The sequence below is a fragment of the Luteibacter sp. genome (assembly GCF_035539195.1).
Classification (GTDB): Bacteria; Pseudomonadota; Gammaproteobacteria; order Xanthomonadales; family Rhodanobacteraceae; genus Luteibacter.
This window is the reverse complement of sequence record NZ_DATLIW010000017.1, coordinates 19805-37994: the sequence shown is the minus strand read 5'-3', so window position 1 is coordinate 37994 and position 18190 is coordinate 19805. Positions and strand designations below refer to the sequence as shown.

At 67.0% G+C, this 18190-nt stretch carries 17 protein-coding genes; 5 read left to right on the top strand and 12 right to left on the bottom strand.

All coding sequences use genetic code 11. The features are described 5' to 3' along the window. Positions 1–49: 49 nt before the first annotated feature. Positions 50–1105 (top strand): aldo/keto reductase, encoded by a 1056-nt coding sequence (locus VM621_RS05490; protein WP_325467971.1) that lies wholly within the window; start codon positions 50–52, stop codon positions 1103–1105. A gap of 138 nt (positions 1106–1243) precedes the next feature. Here the strand turns inward: VM621_RS05490 and VM621_RS05485 are convergent, their stop codons facing one another. The 6 genes from VM621_RS05485 to VM621_RS05460 all read right to left on the bottom strand — a co-directional run bounded on the left by VM621_RS05485 (position 1244) and on the right by VM621_RS05460 (position 6401). Then, entirely contained in the window at positions 1244–2164 is a 921-nt protein-coding gene (locus VM621_RS05485; RefSeq protein ID WP_325467970.1) for a hypothetical protein, read from the bottom strand. A gap of 65 nt (positions 2165–2229) precedes the next feature. After that, entirely contained in the window at positions 2230–3312 is a 1083-nt protein-coding gene (locus tag VM621_RS05480) for a DNA topoisomerase IB (RefSeq protein ID WP_325467969.1), read from the bottom strand. A 48-nt stretch (positions 3313–3360) separates the two neighbouring features. Next, a complete protein-coding gene (locus tag VM621_RS05475) occupies positions 3361–4530 on the bottom strand; it encodes a class I SAM-dependent rRNA methyltransferase (RefSeq protein WP_325467968.1) in 1170 nt (389 codons plus the stop codon). Between the two features lie 19 nt (positions 4531–4549). Beyond that, entirely contained in the window at positions 4550–4993 is a 444-nt protein-coding gene (locus VM621_RS05470; protein ID WP_325467967.1) for a hypothetical protein, read from the bottom strand. Between the two features lie 14 nt (positions 4994–5007). Then, positions 5008–5952: a serine/threonine protein kinase gene (locus VM621_RS05465; RefSeq protein WP_325467966.1), complete on the bottom strand. Its 945-nt coding sequence runs from the start codon at positions 5950–5952 to the stop codon at positions 5008–5010. Beyond that, positions 5949–6401: a hotdog fold thioesterase gene (locus VM621_RS05460; protein WP_325467965.1), complete on the bottom strand. Its 453-nt coding sequence runs from the start codon at positions 6399–6401 to the stop codon at positions 5949–5951. The genes VM621_RS05465 and VM621_RS05460 overlap by 4 nt, the downstream gene beginning before the upstream one ends. A 49-nt stretch (positions 6402–6450) precedes the next feature. On the opposite strand from VM621_RS05460, the gene VM621_RS05455 reads away from it, so the two are divergent. Then, positions 6451–7506, top strand: a complete 1056-nt coding sequence (locus VM621_RS05455) for a 2Fe-2S iron-sulfur cluster-binding protein (protein ID WP_325467964.1) — start codon at positions 6451–6453, stop codon at positions 7504–7506. Between the two features lie 446 nt (positions 7507–7952). Here VM621_RS05455 and VM621_RS05450 read toward each other — a convergent pair whose 3' ends face one another. From VM621_RS05450 to VM621_RS05440, 3 genes are read right to left on the bottom strand one after another with little or no spacing between them, the layout of a single operon-like run. Further along, entirely contained in the window at positions 7953–8399 is a 447-nt protein-coding gene (locus VM621_RS05450; RefSeq protein ID WP_325467963.1) for a rhodanese-like domain-containing protein, read from the bottom strand. 48 nt (positions 8400–8447) lie between these two features. Then, complete coding sequence (locus tag VM621_RS05445) at positions 8448–8861, bottom strand: hypothetical protein (protein WP_325467962.1); 414 nt, start codon at positions 8859–8861, stop codon at positions 8448–8450. Between the two features lie 29 nt (positions 8862–8890). After that, positions 8891–9355 (bottom strand): YiiD C-terminal domain-containing protein, encoded by a 465-nt coding sequence (locus VM621_RS05440; RefSeq protein ID WP_063570993.1) that lies wholly within the window; start codon positions 9353–9355, stop codon positions 8891–8893. A 122-nt stretch (positions 9356–9477) separates the two neighbouring features. Here VM621_RS05440 and VM621_RS05435 point away from each other — a divergent pair, with 122 nt between their 5' ends. The 3 genes from VM621_RS05435 to VM621_RS05425 are packed head-to-tail and all read left to right on the top strand — an operon-like array spanning position 9478 to position 12693. Further along, positions 9478–10248 (top strand): uroporphyrinogen-III synthase, encoded by a 771-nt coding sequence (locus tag VM621_RS05435; RefSeq protein ID WP_325467961.1) that lies wholly within the window; start codon positions 9478–9480, stop codon positions 10246–10248. Positions 10249–10294: 46 nt separating this feature from the next. Further along, complete coding sequence (locus VM621_RS05430; RefSeq protein WP_325467960.1) at positions 10295–11443, top strand: uroporphyrinogen-III C-methyltransferase; 1149 nt, start codon at positions 10295–10297, stop codon at positions 11441–11443. Next, positions 11440–12693 carry a heme biosynthesis HemY N-terminal domain-containing protein gene (locus VM621_RS05425; protein WP_325467959.1) on the top strand — a complete coding sequence of 418 codons (1254 nt, stop codon included), beginning with the start codon at positions 11440–11442 and terminating at the stop codon, positions 12691–12693. Before VM621_RS05430 ends, VM621_RS05425 begins: the two co-directional genes overlap by 4 nt. Here the strand turns inward: VM621_RS05425 and VM621_RS05420 are convergent. The 3 genes from VM621_RS05420 to uvrD form a co-directional block, all read right to left on the bottom strand. Next, a complete protein-coding gene (locus VM621_RS05420) occupies positions 12641–14149 on the bottom strand; it encodes a hypothetical protein (RefSeq protein ID WP_325467958.1) in 1509 nt (502 codons plus the stop codon). The genes VM621_RS05425 and VM621_RS05420 overlap by 53 nt on opposite strands. A 10-nt stretch (positions 14150–14159) precedes the next feature. Then, a complete protein-coding gene (locus VM621_RS05415; RefSeq protein ID WP_325467957.1) occupies positions 14160–15875 on the bottom strand; it encodes a molecular chaperone HscC in 1716 nt (571 codons plus the stop codon). 89 nt (positions 15876–15964) lie between these two features. Then, on the bottom strand, positions 15965–18181 hold the full coding sequence (gene uvrD / locus VM621_RS05410; RefSeq protein ID WP_325467956.1) for a DNA helicase II: 2217 nt from the start codon (positions 18179–18181) through the stop codon (positions 15965–15967). Positions 18182–18190 lie beyond the last annotated feature (9 nt).

The window sequence follows — 18190 nt, the reverse complement described above, 5'->3', positions numbered from 1 at the left end:
ATGGTCGGAAGGCTAACGTGGGTCGGTTCACTCCCCACAAGGAATCCCCATGGAATACCGATTGCTTGGCCGCTCCGGCCTCAAAGTCTCCACCCTGACGATGGGCACGATGACCTTCGGCGGCCAGGGCAAGTTCGCCTCGGTCGGCAGCTCCGGTGTCGACGAGGCGCGCCGCCTGATCGACATGTGCATCGAGGCCGGCGTGAATCTCATCGACACGGCCAACGTTTATTCCGATGGTCGCTCGGAAGAGATCATCGGCGAGGTGCTCGCCGGCAAGCGTCCGAAGGATGTACTGATCGCCACCAAGGCGCGTTTCCCGATGGGCGATGGTCCCAACAACGGCGGCCTGTCGCGCTATCACCTCATTCGCGAGTGCGAAGCCAGCCTTAAGCGCCTGCGCACGGACGTGATCGATCTCTACCAGGTGCACCAATGGGACGGCCTGACGCCCCTGGAAGAAACCCTCGAGGCGCTCGACACCCTGGTCCGCGACGGCAAGGTGCGTTACCTCGGGTGTTCCAATTACTCCGCTTGGCACCTGATGAAGGCGTTGGGCATCAGCGAGCGCGAGCATCGCCAGCGTTTCGTCAGCCAGCAGATCCATTACACGCTGGAAGCGCGCGAGGCCGAGTACGAACTGCTGCCCATCTCGATCGACCAGGGACTGGGCGTGCTCGTGTGGAGCCCGCTTGCCGGCGGTCTGCTCTCGGGCAAGCATCGCCGGGACGCCAAGGCTCCCGAGGGCTCGCGCCAACTGGCCGGTTGGACCGAACCGCCGATCCGCGATGAAGAGCGCCTGTGGCGCATCGTCGACGTATTGGTCGAGATTGCCGAGACGCGTGGTGTGTCCGGCGCGCAGGTCGCCCTGGCCTGGCTGCTCGAGCGTCCCGCGGTGACGTCGCTGGTCATCGGTGGGCGTACGGAAGCGCAGTTCAAGGACAACCTGGCCGCCGCCGAGCTGAAGCTCACGGCCGAGGAGCGTCAGCGCCTGGACGAGGTCAGTTCGCCGCCAGTGCTTTATCCGTATTGGCACCAGTTGATGACGGCGTCGGATCGCCTCGGCCCGGCGGACATGCCCTTGCTGGCGCCCCATCTGAAATAAGGCTGTCTTTTCAGAATCCTTCCATGGGCGGAAGCGATCGGCTCCCGCATCATGCACCGGTCGCGCCTATCAGCGGGTTCCCCGTGGCATAGGCACGGCAGCGGCCGGGGCGTGGGACGCGTCCCCGGTCGTTTCTTCTCAGGGTTTGGGCGCCGCGCCCCAGTCCTCGGGCGTGAACGACAGGTGCAGCACGGTACGTGTGCCGTCTTCCAGCGGCGGATGGTAGTCGAGCGTCGTGCACCCGCCGGCCAGTTGTCGCTTGGACGCCAGCGACATCGCCTTCGCCATCTGCGCACCGTACGCCGGCGTTCCGGCGCGAGTGAGTTTGAGGGCCATGCGGAACCCGTCGGCGCTGACGCCATCGGGAAGGTCTCCCGGCAGTGCCTCGCCCGGTTGCAGGGCCAAGACTTCCATCTTGCGTCCGCAGGTTCCGGCGCTGACGATCTCGACACCGTCCAGAAGCGCGCCGACAAACGGATCGGCGTTCTCCGCAAGCGAGTCGACGGCGTCGACCGTGGTGGTGAGTCGTATCTTCACGTAATACAACTTGCGGTAGAACAGGTAGGTGCGCGAGGTCAGCATGTCCTGCTGCGCATCGAAGACGATGGGCAGGAAGCGACCCTCCGCTTTCTTACCGCCGGCCAGGGACGCGGTGTAGGCGGATTCGTCACCCCACCAGACATTGCGATAGATCTCCTGGCGTTCGGCATATGCCACCGACTCGCGGAAATCCTCCGTCGCCTGGTGCAGCATCTTCGCGCTGTCGCCTTCCCCTGCCGGATAGATGAAGACGTCCGCGATGATCCACTCCGCACGATCGACGCGGTAACGCAGCGAAACACCCGCCGCGATATCGCCTTCATCGGCGTAGTTCTTGACCGCACTGAGCGTGGCGTCGCGCAATCGTTTGGACGCGATGATCCAGGTGTCGTCCACCACGCCGCGATGGGCTCCCTCGTTTGGCAGGGCGAACGGCGGTGCCGCCGGTGCCTCCTGCGCATGCGCGCCCAGGCCTGCCGTCAGGCCGAACAGGACGGGAATCACCTTCCACCGCAACATCGTCAACGCAACCCCTGGAAAATCGAACGCGAACCCCGTGTGAGCACTATAGCCATCCGTTCGTCTCAGGGGGAGCGTCGCGATACATGGAGCCGACGACGCAGAAAAGCCAGGGTCAACGCTTCCAATTTGCGCGGGTACGACACACCGGCTCCGGGTACGCGACGGTGCAGTTCGCCGTCGAGCCAACCGGCGAACACTTCGGGGTGGATATAGGACGCACGACACACGGCTGGCGTGTTGCCGAGTATCCCGGCGACTTCCTTGACCGCTGCTGCCAGGGTCGCTTTTACGGCGCGTTCGCCGCCTTCGGCGGGCAGGGACGTCGCAGCCAGCACGGCGACCGCGTGGATGGTGCCTCCCCAGGTACGGAAGTCCTTTGCGGTGAACTCGCCCCCGGTAACCTCGCGCAGGTAATCGTTGACCATGCCGGAGTCGACGGGCTGGCGCTGGCCGTCGTCGTCCAGGTACTGGAAGAGTCGCTGGCCCGGCAGTTCCTGGACTCGGCGCACGACTTTCACCAGGCGGCGGTCGTCGAGCGTCACATCGCGCCATTGACCGCTCTTGCCGCGAAAGTGGAACTCGATGCGTCCCTGGCGCGCAGCGACATGACGCGAGCGCAGGGTGGTCAGGCCGAACGAGTTGTTCTGTTTCGCGTAGGCATCGTTACCCACGCGGATCATGGTCTCTTCCAGCAGGCTCACCACGAGGGCCAGCACCTTGTCGCGCGGCAGGCCGGGCAGGGCGAGGTCCTTGCGCAGGCGACGGCGCAACCGTGGAAGCGCTTCGCCGAACTCCAGGATGCGTTCGAACTTGTCGCGGTCGCGTACGCTGCGCCACTTTGCGTGATATCGGTATTGCTTGCGCAGCCGTGCATCGCGTCCGGTGGCCTGAAGGTGGCCGCGCTCGTTGCGGCAGATCCATACCTTCGTATAGGCCGGCGGAATGGCGAGGGCTCGAATACGCGCAAGCACGCCCTCGTCGGTGATCCGCCGACCGTCGACATCCAGGTAATGGAACGACTGCCCTCTTTTGCACCGGGTGATGCCGGCATCCGTGTCGCAGACATAGACGAGCCCTGCCGCCTTTGCGTGGGCTCGTTCTGCATCTGGCACCACGAGGGCGTCGTCTGGCGGTTTCCTGGACATGGCCGGCAGTGTGAGCCGGCCAGCGATCAAGACTCGGTGAACGCGACGTCAGTCGACGCGGCAGTAAACGGCCTTGAGGTAGCGGTTCTCGGGCACGTTGCTCGCCACCGGGTGGTCGGCACCGGCACCATCCACGTGAAGGATCTGGATGTTGCGACCGGCGTTGAGGGCGACACGCCGGATCATTTCGAGGAAATCCTCCTCGCCGACCAGACCCGTGCACGAGCAGGTCAGCAGGATGCCGCCCGGCGCGATCACGTCGAGCGCCGTGCGGTTCATGGCGAAGTATTTCTTCAGCGCGTTGACCACCTGGTTGCGGTCGCGCGTGAGCTTGGGTGGGTCGAGGACGACGGCGTCCCAGGTCTCGCCACGGGCGATCGCCGCGCGTAGCCACTCGAAGACGTCACCTTGCTCGAACGTCGCCTCGACACCGTTCAAGCGGGCGTTCTCGCGGGCGACCTCCAGGATGGCCGCGTCCGCGTCCACGCCCATGGCGTCGCGCGCACCGGCTTTCATCGCATGGACGGCGAAGCCGCCGGCGTTGCAGCAGAGGTCGAGCACACGACGCCCGCGCGCCAGTTGGGCGAAACGGCGCCGGTTGTCGCGTTGGTCGGCAAAGAAGCCGGTCTTGTGGCCGAGGCCCGGCGCGGCATGGAACGCCAGTCCGTGCTCGTGCACGTCGACTGCCGCCGGCGCGTCGTTGGAGCGCACGTCGAACGACTCCTGACGCTGCACGTGATCCTCGGCGAACCAGTAGAGCGAGGCGCCCGGGAAGTGACGCTCGAGTTCGGCGTGGATGGCGTCGCGAAAACGCCACATGCCGGCGGCGAAATACTCCACGACGAGATGATTCGCATAGCGGTCGACGACCAGGCCGGAAAGGCCGTCGCCTTCGCTGTGGACGACGCGCCAGGCGTCGCTCACCTCGTCCAGGCGGAGCAGTTCGCGCCGAAGTTCCACCGCCCTGGCGATGCGCTCGGCGATCCAGCCGTTGTCGATGGCCTGGTCCGCGTCGGTGGTGAGCAGGCGCAGCGCGACACGCGCATGACCGTTCCAGAAGCCGCGGCCGACGAAGCGACCCTTGGCATCGAGGACATCGACGACGCTCCCGGGCGGCAGGCGTTCTTCGGGCTTGACGATCTGGGCCGACCAGACCCACGGGTGGCCGGGGACGCGGTCGGTTTTCAGGCGGATGCTGGGCAGGACAGGGCTATTCATCGGCGAATGATACCGGGGCTCAGCGGCCGAAGCGCAGGATCAGCCAGGAAACCAGGGCCAGCAGGTTGATACCCAGGTGCGAGGGCGAGGGTCCGCCGAGCGCCAGCAGCCAGCCGTGGGTGGCGATGGACCAGTCGAAACCGAGTCGCGGGGCATGCTGAAGGGTGATGAAGAGATTGGCGAAGGCCCCGCTCGACAGCGCGTAGCTGAACACGGGTGTCGCGATCAGGGGCGCCTGGAGGAACTGGGCCCAGATCGACATCTGCGTGCCGCGCCCGTCGTTGCTCGCCAACAGGACGCCGGCGACGAGGATGAAGGCGAACAGCAGCACGCCAAGCACGGCGACGATCGCATCCACGCCACTGAAACGCCCGCCGAGGAGGCGGTCGAACTGATGGACCAGGCCGAACAGGCCGCCGGCGATTTCAAAGACAGCGATGACGCGGGTAAAAAAGGAATGCATGGGGTCTCCGTGGTTTAGAGGTCGTCGGCGATCTCATGGAGATCGGCGATGTGCTGCTCCCACCAGCGCGCCTCGGCGGCGAAGGGAAACGCGGTGGGGAAGGCGGGATCGTGCCAGCGCTCGGCGATCCATCCCGCGTAATGCACCTGACGCATCGCCCGCAGCACGGGAATCAGGGCCAGTTCGGTAGGATCGAAATCGCGGAACTGCCCGTAGCCTTCGAGCAGGGCTTTCATCATGGCGTCGTCGCCTGCGAGCATCCACAGATCCTGCACGGCCGGACCGGTGCGTGCATCGTCGAGATCGACGAAGTGCGGGCCGGCGTCGGTCCATAGCACGTTGCCCGGGTGGCAGTCGCCGTGCAGGCGGATGCGCTGCACGGGGCCGACCGCCTCGATACGGTCGGCGACGGCGGCATCGACGCGGCCCGCCGCGAAACGGTAAGCGTCGAACAGGTGCGCGGGCAGCAGCGCGGATCCGAGCGTCGCCCGCATCGGCGCTTCGATCATCGTCGCGCGATCGAGCGTGCCGCGGGCCTGGAAACGCTCGCGCGCACCGATGCCATGCATGCGGGCGAGAAGGCGGCCCAGCCATTCCAGCTGGTCGGGCGATTCCAGCGAGGGCGCGCGGCCGCCACGCCGCGGGTACAGCGCATAGCGATAACCGGCGTGGCGCAAAAGCGTCTGACCGTCGAAAGCGAGCGGGGCCACCATCGGTAATTCGGCGGCGGCCAGCTCGAGGGCAAAGGCGTGCTCTTCCTCGATCGCGGCGTCTGTCCATCGGCCGGGTCGATAGAACTTCGCAACGACGAAACCGCCGTCCTCGAGGCCGACCTGGAAGACCCGGTTCTCGTAGCTGTTGAGCGTCAGCAGGCGGCCGTCGCTCCAGGTGCCGGCCGCATCTACGGCGGCGAGCACCACGTCGGGCGACAGCGCCGCATACGGCGCGCCCTCACTCACGAGCGAAGATTTCCCGGAGCGCCGCCCGGAGACGGGATGACGGCCATGGTCAGGCGCGAGAGGCAGACCAGCTTGCCGGCTTCCTCTTCGATGCGGATCTCCCAGACCTGGGTGGTGCGTCCCAGGTGGATGGCCCTGGCCGTACCGGTGACGATGCCGCTACGCGCGCCGCGGATGTGATTCGCGTTGATGTCCAGGCCCACGGCGATTTCCTTTTCCACATCGAGCGTGAGCAGGGCGGCCGTGCTGCCAAGCGTCTCGGCCAGTACGACCGACGCGCCACCATGAAGCAGACCGAACGGCTGCTGCGTGCGGTGGTCGACGGGCATCGTGCCGCGAATCCAGTCGTCGCCGGCCTCGGTGAAGCGGATATCGAGCGTCTCCATCATCGTGCCGCGGCTCCAGCCGTTGATCCGCGCGAGGTCGATGGGTTGCTTCCAGATGGCCATGGCTACGTGTCGTCTAATGGGCAAGCCGTCATTGTCCTACAATGCGCGGGTGCCCACCGTAACCCTGACATCGTCCGGTAAGCGATTCGACGCCGCTGCCGACGAAACCGTGCTCGAAGCCGCTCAGCGCGCGGGAATCGCCCTCCCGTATTCGTGCCGCGGCGGCGTGTGCGGAAGTTGCAAGGCTACCCTGGTCGAAGGGGAATGCAGCTACCCACGCAACCCCCCGATGGCGCTCTCCGGCCCGGCGCGCACACGTCGCGCGATCCTGCTTTGCCAGGCCGTTCCCTGTGGCGATATCGCTATCCAGGCGCGCGAGATCGCGTCGGTGGAAGACATTCCGCACCGTCGCGCGGAGACCGTGGCGATCGAGCGCCGCATGCTCGCGCCCGATGTCGTCGGCATCTGGCTGAAGCCGGTCGGCGACGACCGACTCAACTGGCTTCCCGGCCAGTACCTCGATGTGATCCTCGACGATGGCAAGCACCGCCCGTTTTCGATCGCCAGCGGCCCACGTGCCGATGGCGCGATCGAGCTGCACGTGCGACACGTGCCCGGCGGGGGGTTCACCTCCTGGGTGTACGAATCGCTGAAGGTGGGCGACAGGCTGACCATCGAGGCGCCCTTGGGTACTTTCGTACCGCGCGAGGATTCCGAGCGGCCGATGCTGTTCATGGCGGGCGGTACCGGCTTCGCCCCGGTCAAGGCGATCGTCGAGCATTTCATCGCGCTGGGCACGCGTCGGCCCATGCATATCTACTGGGGCGCGAGGATCGCGGAAGACCTCTATCTTGCCGACCTCGCACGAGGCTGGGCGGCCGAGATTCCCACGATCACGTTCACGCCGGTGCTGTCCGACCCGGAAGCCGCACATGCCAGTGGCCTGCGCGAAGGTCTCGTCCATGAGGCCTTGCTCGAGGACCATCCGGACCTCAGTGCCTTCGACCTCTACATGAGCGGGCCACCGGCCATGATCGCAGCCGGGCGCCAGCTGTTCATCGACGCGAACCTTCCGGAAGACCGGCTGTACTTCGATTCGTTCGACGTGGCGCCCGACGTGCTGGATGCGATCCTGCGGGGACGGGCGGGAATTCACGGGTTCTGAGGGGGGTGTTTGCGCCTGCTGGGGGGATGGGGGGCGGGCTCTGACCTGGGGCGCTTTTACTGTGGGAGCCGCTTCAGCGGCGATGGGAGCTTGCCGCACCCTGGCCCGCTGCCGCGGGATCGCCGATGAATCGGCTCCCACAACATCGCCGATGAATCGGCTCCCACAACATCGTCCTCGTCCGGAAGAGTCGGCGGGTCTCACCCTCGGGGCGATTAGCGCAGGCGGGGGCTCCGACCTGGGGCGCTTTTACTGTGGGAGCCGCTTCAGCGGCGATGGGTGCTTGCCGCACCCTGGCCCGCTGCCGCGGGATCGCCGATGAATCGGCTCCCACAACATCGCCGATGAATCGGCTCCCACAACACCGTCCTTGTAACGTCTAGGGGCAGTCCCTATCGCGTCGAACGAAGACCTACCCGCCGGCTCTTGCGCCGCGCCGCGAGACGCTACTTCTTACCCTTGGCGACGGGAAGCTGTGCGGTCTGCCAGGCGTAGGTGCCGCCGTCGAGGACGAAGACCTTCTGGAAGCCGGCCTTGATCAGGCGGTTGGCGGCCTTGCCGACGCCGCGGCCGTCCTTGTCGATGAGCACGACCGGGAGATCCTTGGCCTTGCTGAGGTCCTTCTGCGTTTCCGGGTCGAACTGGCTCATGGCCACGTTCTTCGCGCCGGGCACGTGGGCCTTCTCGAAGTCGGCGCTGGCCGAGAGGTCGATGATCAGCGGCGTATCGCGGTTGATCAGCTGGGTCAGGCCGGCGGGGGTGAGGGTCTTCCATTTGCGGAAGAGGGTCATCACTTCGCCACCGATCAGGGCGACCAGGATCGCCACGAACAGCGCGACAAGCGCCAGATGGTTGCTCGCGAATTCGGGCAACTTGTGCAGTACGTCGTTCATCGGGTTCTTGCGCGTCCCAGTGGGGATAAACGGCCGATTATATAGGCTTTACTTCGGCGAGAAGTCGGGCAGGCCGGTCATTAGCCACCACTTCTTCTTTTCCCGGTCGTAGTGCCAGCGCTGGCGGTCGATCACGGTGCGCTCGGCCTGGGTGTTGATGTTGACCACGTTGATCTGGACGATCTGGACCGCGTCGTCCTCGCCATCGGCCCGCGGGCCGGCGCCGTCGTCGTAGCCGGTGACGCGAAGCTGGCCAAGGCGCCCCTGCTCGACGGAGTTGAGCGGGTGTTCGACCACGTAGTCCTTGTCGAGGAAGCTTTGCGCGCTTTCCCAGTCGTTCCAGCGGACCGACGACGCATAACCGTTGGTGGTGCGGGTCAGCGCTTCGTTACGTACATCGCTCGCGCAGCCGGACAGCAGCGTGACGAAAAGAGCGGGGGCGAGCAGGGCGATACGGCGCATGGCGGGTTCCATCGTGGCGTCGGCAGGCATTATGCCCGGCGTTTGGCGACGAAACGCGCATCCAGGCTGGCCATCGGCTTGCCGTCCGCGCCAGGCACCACGCAGGTGAAGTCGCCGCGCGCCCGTCCGCGGGCCTTCAGCATGCCGAAGAAGCCCTTCCAGTTGGCTCCCGGAGCCAGGGTGGCCTCGGCGCGGAGATCGTCCCAGATGGGGTCCAGGTAGCGCACGGTGGAATCGGCGACGAAGACGTCACAGTCCTCCCCGCGTTCGCGCAGCACCGCTTCGACCAGCGCCCAGCAGGTCAACGTCATCAGCGCGACGATGCTGCCGCCGAAGGCGCAGGCCTTGTCGTTGATGTTGGGCAGCAACGGTGCCGTCATGACCAGACGCATGCCATCGAAGCTGTCGATGCTTACCGCCATGGCCCGCGCGAGGGGAATGCCATCGAGGATGAAGCGCTCGAGATCGGCGAGGGAGATGTCGTTGGGAGTCATAAGCAGGCGAGTCTACGAGGCAAGGCAAACCGTTCGCACCCGTATGGCCGGACCACGACCTTCGGCATTGGTCCGCCGGTCGGCTTCTTCCTATTCTGGGCCCTCAGTAGCAGGATGCTTCCGTGAGCCGTAGCCACCCCCTTCGCAACGTCACCGTCGTCATTACCCGCCCCGCGGGCACCGCCGGACCGCTTTCCCGCCGGGTACGCAAGCTGGGTGGCATTCCGGTCAGCGTGCCAGGGCTGTCGCTCCGCGCCATCGAGGACGCATCGGCGGTGGACACCGCGTTGCGTGGCGCGCTGGAGGGCGACGTACTGGTCTTTACCAGCCCCGCCGCGGTGCGTTTCGCTGCCGACGTGCTGCCGCTGGCCACCCGCGCCACGGTGATCGCCGTCGGCCGCGGCACCGCGCGGGCCCTGCGCACCGCCAAACTCACCGACGTGCGCTTTCCCGAGACCTCGCAGGATAGCGAGGGTGTGCTCGGCCTGCCCGAACTGGCCGCCGTGGCGGGCAAGCGCGTCGCGCTGATCGGGGCCCCCGGCGGCCGCGGCCTGCTGCGCGAACAGCTCGTCGCGCGCGGCGCCCGCCTGGACGAGGTGCATGTCTACCACCGCGTGGCCCCGCGCATCGATCGCCGCCATATCGATCCGCTGTTGAAGCTGGGTCGTCGCTCCGCCGTACTCCTGTCCAGCGCGGAAGCCCTCGATCACCTGCATCGCGCGCTGATCGCGCCAGCCTGGCGACGGCTGGTCCAGGCGGTCGCCGTGGTCAGCAGCGAACGGCTCAGGGACATCGCCCTGGCGACCGGATTCGAGCGCGTCGTCGTGGCGCGATCGGCCCTTCCGGGGGACTTGCTCGCGGCGGCGGCCGAGGTCTCGTTCACCCGCCGTTGATGGATGTATTCCATGCGTTGGCGTATGGCCTGCTAGCATGCCTCGCATGACGACCGAGACCCCACCGACCGCACCCATCCCGGCGACGCCGGCCCCGGCCGCCGCGGCCGCTTCCGCCACCCCTCGTCGGCCTGCCGATCCGGCACCCCGCCGCGGCGGCGGAGCCCTTGCCGTGGCCATCCTCATCTCGCTGGCCGCCCTGGGTGCCGCGGGCTACACGGCGTACACCGTCTGGAGCATGCGCCAGGATCTGGGCGCGGCGAACGGTCTCCGTGGCCAGGTCGACACGCTGCAGGGCACGGTGGACGGCCTGCGCGACGACAACGCCAACCTGCGCCGCCGCGTCAGCGATGCCGATGGCGTGAACCGCTCGGCCCGCGAAGAGATGCTCGGTGTCTCCGAACGTACGAAAAATCTTGAAGACGCGGTCGCCAATCTGTCCGAACGCAGCCTCAGCGGTCATGACGCGATGCTCCTGGACGAGGCGGAATCCCTGCTGCGCATGGCCAAGGAACGTTTCGCGCTGTTCGGCGACGCCAGTGGCGCACTGTCCGCGTATGACCTTGCCGACAAGACACTGGCCGGCGTAAACGACAGCGCGTTTGCGGCCGTTCGCCAGAACCTGACCGCCGAGCGTGAAGCCCTGGCGGCCGTCGCGCCGTCCGCGCGAGCGAGCGATCTCGACACGCTGGCCGACCTGCGCGCCCAGTTGCCCACGCTGCCGCTGAAGGATCTCGACGCGCCCGCAGGCGAGAACGAATCGCGCACCTTCTGGCAGCGCGCCGGCGATGCGCTCGGCAGCATCGTCAAGGTCAGTCACGACGACGGCACGCCGATGGGCCTCGCCGACGATCGACTCGCCCGCGAACTCGCCGCGCTGGATGTCGCGCATGCCGAAGCCGCGGTGCTGGCCTACGACGACCTGGGCCGGGCCGCGGCCCTCAAGCGAGTCGATGCCACGCTGGCTGCACGTTTCAAGCCGAATGCGCCGGCCGTACAGGCCGCGCGTGCGCGCGTCGCCGCGCTGCTGGCGAGCCAGGCCAAGGGCACGGAGCCGAAGCTCGGCGCCGCGCTGACCGAACTGCGCAACCTGCGCTCGGTGCATGCGTTGCAGGCCGGTTCCGCCCCTGTCGCGCCGGCTGGGGCGCCTGTGCCGGCACCCGCTTCCACGGCTGCCTCGAAGGCCACGCCATGAAGCTCTGGCGCTGGATCGTCGGCCTCATCCTCGTCGCGGTCATCGCGGCGTTCGCCTGGCACTGGGTCGCGGACGACCCGGGCTACGTGTTGATTCACCTGCGCGGCACCACCTTGCAACTGACCGTGGTCAGCGCGGTGGTCATCCTGCTGCTTGCCTGGGCGGTGGTCGCTGCGCTCGTCACGCTTATCCGCTGGCCGTTCGGCGCATTGAACCGCCGGCATCGCCGGCTCAGCCGCCGTCGCCTCGCCGACGGTCTCGTCGCCTTGATCGAAGGTCGTCACGGTGAAGCCGAGCGCGACCTCAACCGGGCGGCGCGCTATCCGTCGGTTCGCGGTCCGGCCCTGCTCGCTGCCGCGGAGGCCGCCGAACGCCACGGCGAATCCACGCGTGCGCTGGAAACCCTCGATCTCGCCGCCCAGGAAACACCCCGCGCCGCGCGCGTGCTGCGTGCGCGCCTTCTTCGTCGCGCCGGTCGCGCCACCGAGGCGGCGGCACTGCTGGCACCGGAAGCCAACAGCGGGTCGCTTACGCCTTCGGGCTGGGTCGAGTACGCCGAGGCATCATTGGAATCTCGTGATGCCCGCAGCGCCGCGCGCGCGCTCGAGCCGCTGCAAAAAAGTGGCGAACTCGGCGCCCGTGCCTTTGCCGATCTTGAAAGCCGCACCGTCGCGGCGTACATCGCCAGTGCGCCCGATGGCGCATCGCTTTCGACGTTGTGGTCGCAGTTGCCCAAAGGCCAGCGCCGCCTGCCGGCGGCGGTCGATGCATACGCGCGTCGGGCATCCGGCTTCGGCCAGAGCATGGCGGCGATGGACGAGATCGAGACGGCGCTCCGCCGCGAATGGTCGTCGCCACTCGTCGCCACCTATGGCGGCATGGGTGCGGAAGACCTCGAGCAGCGCCTGCGTCGTGCCGAAGCCTGGGTCGATACGCATCCGAACGATCCGGCCCTGCTGACCGCGGTCGGTCGCATGTGCGTGCGTGCGCGGCTGTGGGGCAAGGCAAAACCCTTCCTCGAGCGGGCGCTCGCGATCGAGCCGAACGCCGATGCGTGGGAAGCCCTGGGGGATGTCTACGTGGGCGAAGCGCATCCCGAGCTTGCCCAGCGTTGCTATCGCAACGCGCTGGCGCTTGCCCGTGGCGAAGCGACCGAAGCACTGCCGGAGTCGCGCAACCATCGCATCGACACGCGGGTCACGGCGGTCGAGGAACGCGATCAGCACGGGGTGCCGCGGCTTTCTCCGTGACTCTATCGCCCGGACCGCCGGCGGTCATGGACAAGGCGATGCTGTCGACGTAGCCGCCTTCGTCCTGGGGCCGGCCATGGGCATCGAAACGGACGCTCCGCGTCACCGGCTGACGGTACGCGACCAGGTACGAGGCCCCCGGCGCCAGGTCGTAATAGCTGCCGAGATCGATCCGGTTCGAGAGCGTCTGTCCCGGCTCCAGCCGAAGATAGAACGTGTCCGGATCGTCCGCTTCCACCGGTTCCATCGGCACGTCGCGATGCAGGAACGACATCGGCATGCCGTGTCGATCGATCACGGTGAACAGCGGGCTGGCAAGGCGTTCTCCCGGCGTCATCGGCGGGGTTCGCGACTTTGCCAGATACACGGTGGCGTGACCGTGGTTGGTCAGCGTGACCTCGATCCAGCCCTTGCCGGTCGGCCCGGACGACTCCCTGACGACGACCGCCAGGCCGCTCGCCCGACCGGCGGCGGCGTGCAGGCTCGCGAGCGACGCCGGGCCGTCCGCCGTCGGGATCGGGGCAGCCGATTCGAGGACATAGATCAGGCCGCCGACGAGGGCGATGAATAGAAAGCCCCATGCGCGGTACATCGCGTCGCGGCTGGGCCATCGCCAGCGACGCGGCTTCGCGGGCGCCTCGAGGGCCTGCCTTTGCGCGGCAGGCAAGGCGCCGTAGCAAGCCGCCCATTCCAGTTGCCGGAGCGGTGCCAGGTACAGGCCAAGGTAGGCGGGAAAGCGCCGGAAGTCCTCGCGAACGTCGATCCAGCGCCGAGCGATCTCGTTCGGCAAATCGCCTTTCGTCGCGGCGACGCGTTCGATCAGCGAAAGGCGCCTGGAGCAGGCGTGGGACGGCAGGCCGTCCCACGCCATGCGCTGGGATTCCACGGCTTCGATCCACCTGCCTTTCGGGCCGAGCGAGGCGACATGGCCTATCTCCTGCCAATGAAAGTGCTCCGAGGCGAGGGTGAAGACCCGAGCGCGCCTTTCGATGTCGCCTTTGGCGAGACGGTCGATGAGGACTTCTTCGAACATGCCCGGCGCATCGATGTATTGCAGCCGCAGTTCGGCCGTACATGCTTCCAGTTCCGCCCGAATGTCCAGGACCATGCCCGGTCCGATGCGCTCGGCGAAGCGGTCGACAAGGCGCGCCGCCTGTTCCTGGGAGTTGACCGCCGCCATGCCCGGTTGCATGGGGGCCTGGTCGGCGACGCCATCCGTGAGCGCGGCGCCTTGCTCATCGCGAGACGTCGATGGCGAGAGTTCCTCGAGGATCGCGTGATCCTCGTCCGCCGCCCAGGCGCGCGCTGCTTCATAGGCTTCGCGCAGGCGGGCAAAACCGGCCGCATCGATAGCCGGGTCGATCGCTTTGATACGTGCCGCATAGGCGCGCCGCACCGCGCGCTCGTCGGCGTGGGGAGGAAGCGCCAACAGTTCCAGGAACCAGGGCAGGGACATGCGGGCTTCCTCAGTCCGCCAGGTCGGGGGCGAAGTGGTCGCTCGACTCGATGCTTTGCAATGCCTCGCGAAAGAGTGGGGCATCGCGTGCGATGAGGCGTGGATCCTGGGTTGCGAGCACCTGTTCGAAGCGCAGGATCATTTGCCCGAGATGGTCCCGGCCCTGGCCGAGCAACTGCTCGTAGAGGCGTTCGGCACGCGCGAGCAGCGTTCGGTTCTCGAGCGTGTCACGCGGATGCACCTTGAGCGCCGCCAGCGCGTCGAGCCGTCGGGCGACTTCCTCGGCGCCCAGGCTGCCTTCGTTGCCCTCGATGACGAGGCGACGTGTTTCCGCGGTCGCGACGACGGTCACTTCGACCTCCAGCAGACCGTTGACGTCGTAGGTGAAGCGCACATCGACACCCTCCGCGTGGCCGGGGCCTGCCGTGAGCGGAACGGTCACTTCGCCGAGCAGGATGTTGTCGCGAACCAGGCGCGATTCGCCCTGGTAGACGTCGATGCGAATCGACGACTGCCCCGGCTCGATCGGCACATAGCGCTGCACGCGGCTGACCGGCACGACGGTATTGCGCTGGATGATGGGCGAGTACAGGCCGTCCGCACGCGCGCCGCCTTCCATACGTCGCGAGATGGCCGTGCCGAGGGTGTACGGACAGACATCCGTCATCACCATGTCGTCGAGCGCCTTGTCCTTCATCTTCAGGCCGGCCTGCACCGCGGCGCCGAGTGCGACGACTTCATCCGGGTTCGGTCCCATGGCGGGGAAACGTCCAAACATGCGCGTGGCAAGCGAGCGGATCATCGGCATGCGTGTCGCTCCACCCGCGAGGACCACGTTGTCGAGGTCCGCGGCGCGGATGCGCGCATCGCGCAGGGCTCGTTCGATGGGCCGCCACAGGCGCATGAGCAGCGGCTGCGACAATTTCTCGAAAGCGTCCGTGTCCAGTACGACGCGGGCTTCGCTGCCGCGCCAGGCGATCTCGAAGGCAGCGGTGCCCTGGGTGCCGAGCTGGCGCTTGGCCGTCTCGGCACGCGCGATGAGGCGTTGCATGAAGATCTCATCCGCACGCGCCGCCGCGGGAATGCCGTGCCGGAAGGCGAGGTCGGCGATCAGCGTGACGAAGTCCTCGCCGCCCAGCATGTTGTCTCCGGCGCTGGCGCGCACTTCCATCACACCCTCGAACATCTCGAGAATCGACACGTCGAACGTGCCGCCACCGAGGTCGAAAACGAGGAACTGCGTCTCGCCAGGGGCGTCGTGCAGGCCGTAGGCCAGCGCGGCGGCGGTCGGTTCGTTGAGCAATCGTTCGACCCGCAGTCCGGCCAGTTCGCCGGCGACACGGGTGGCCTTGCGCTGTGCATCGGAAAAATAGGCGGGAACCGTGACGATCGCTTCGCTGACAGGCATGCCGAGCACGGCTTCCGCATCCGCCTTCAACGCGCGGAGCACCAGTGCCGAAAGCTCCTCGGCCCGATAGTCGCGGTCGCCAAGACGCACCGTCCTGGCGCTCCCCATGTAGCGCTTGAACAGGGAAGCGGTCTGCGCCGGGTGGGTCTGCAGGCGTTCGCGAGCGGCCTCGCCCACCAGCACACTACCGTCCTGGTCGATACCGACGCAGGAGGGCGTGAGCATCGTGCCCAGCGCGTTGGGGATGAGGCGCGGCGCGCCATCGATCCATGCCGCGACGAGGCTGTTGGTGGTGCCTAGGTCGATCCCCACGATCATCGGTCTGTTCCCTGCTGCGTTCGCGCCGCGGCTCGCAGGGCACGCCACGACGCTCCCACGGAAGGGGGAGCGTGGCGCGTTGGAGCCCCTTACAACGCGGTCAGATTCGCGTAAGCGTAAACCAACCACTTGCTCCCGGCATCCTCGAAGTTCACCTGGAGCCGCATATGGGCACCGGCACCTTCGGCACTGACCACGGTACCTTCGCCGAACTTGGGGTGGCTGACCCGCTGGCCGAGCGCGATCGGCGACGCTTCGACGAGCGAACTGCCGCCACCGCCGCCGGAGAAGCGGTCGGCATACGCAGGCCGCGACACCTGCACGCGTGGACGCAGTTCGTCGATCAACTCCGGCGGGATCTCACCCAGGAAGCGGGACGGCCGGGCGAGCATCTCGGTACCGTGCATGCGCCGCGACTCGGCATGCGAGACATACAGGCGCTCGCGGGCACGGGTGATGCCGACATAGGCCAGACGGCGCTCTTCCTCGAGGCGGTTCTCTTCCTCGGTGGAGCGCTGGCTCGGGAACAGGCCTTCTTCCATACCGACCAGGAAGACGATCGGGAACTCGAGCCCCTTGGCCGAATGCAGGGTCATGAGCTGGACACAGTCGTCCCATGCCTCGCCCTGGCCTTCACCGGCTTCCAGCGAGGCATGGGAAAGGAAGGCCGAGAGTTCGTTGAGGCCGGCATCCACATCTTCCGGGGTCATCTCGAAGCGGCTGGCGACATTGACCAGCTCGTCGAGGTTCTCGACACGCGCCTCGCCGTTGCCACGCTTGTCGTTCTCGTAGAAGTCGCGCAGGCCGGTGTGCAGGATGGCGTGTTCGATCTGCTCGGCGAGGTTGAGCGCGGTCGGCTCTTCGTCGCTGTCCAGGCGGTCGTGGCCGCCGAACGTGCGCGCGAGGTTGTCGATGAGACCGATGAAGCCCTTGAGCGCGTTCTTCGCGCGCCCGGCGAGGCCGCCGATCGAGGCTTCCGTCAGCATGGCTTCCCACATCGAACTGCTGTCCGATCGTGCGCGCCGGCGAAGCTCGTCGAGGGTGCGGTCGCCGATGCCTCGCGGAGGGGTGTTCACGGCGCGCTCGAAGGCCGCATCGTCATGCCGGTTGGACGCCAGGCGGAGATAGGCAAGGGCATCCTTGATTTCGGCGCGCTCGAAGAAGCGCAGGCCGCCATAGACGCGATACGGCAGGTCGCGCTGGATCAGCTGTTCTTCGAAGTTGCGCGATTGCGCGTTCGAGCGGTAGAGGATGGCGCAGTCGCGCGCATTGCCGGTTTCGGCGATGTGCTCGCGAATCCGTTCGATGACGAAACGCGCCTCGTCCTGTTCGTTGTAAGCGGCATACAACGCGATGCGTTCGCCTTCGCCGCCGTCGGTCCACAGTTGCTTGCCGAGACGGCCGCCGTTGCGCGAAATGACCGCGTTGGCGGCGTTGAGGATCGTCGAGGTGGAGCGATAGTTCTGCTCCAGGCGGATCGTCTTCGCGCCGGGGAAGTCGTTGAGGAACTGCTGCACGTTCTCGACCTTCGCGCCGCGCCAGCCATAAATGGCCTGGTCGTCGTCGCCGACCACGAAGGCCTGGCCGGTGCTGCCGGCGAGCACGCGGATCCACGCGTACTGAAGCGTGTTGGTGTCCTGGAATTCGTCGATCAGCAGGTAGCGCCAGCGATCCTGATAGTGCTTGAGCACCTGGGGATCCTTCAGCCAGAGCTCGTGCGCACGCAGCAGCAGTTCGGCGAAGTCGACCAGGCCGGCGCGCTGGCACTGCTGTTCGTAGGCCTTGTAGATCTCGACGAAGGTGCGCGTGACCGGATGATCGCGATGCTCGATCGCGTCGGGCCGCTTGCCCTCGTCCTTCCAGTTGTTGATCTGCCAGCTGGCCTGGCGCGGCGGGAACCGGGCTTCGTCCAGGCCGAGGCCCGCGACGATCCGCTTGATCAGCCGCTGCTGGTCGTCCGAGTCGAGAATCTGGAAACCCTCGACCAGTCCCGCCTCGCGCCAGTGACGGCGCAGGAGACGGTGGGCGATGCCATGGAAGGTGCCGACCGTGAGCCCTTGCGTCCCCCCGGGAATGATTCCGTCCAGGCGGGTACGCATCTCGCCGGCGGCCTTGTTGGTGAAGGTCACGGCGAGGATCGCCCACGGCGGGACCCGCTCGACCTGGGTCAGCCAACCGATGCGGTTGATCAGGACCCGGGTCTTGCCGGAGCCGGCACCGGCGAGGATCAGATAATGCCCGGGCGGGGCACTGACGGCCTCGCGCTGGGCGTCGTTGAGGGAATCGAGGAGATGGGAAACATCCATCCCCCCATT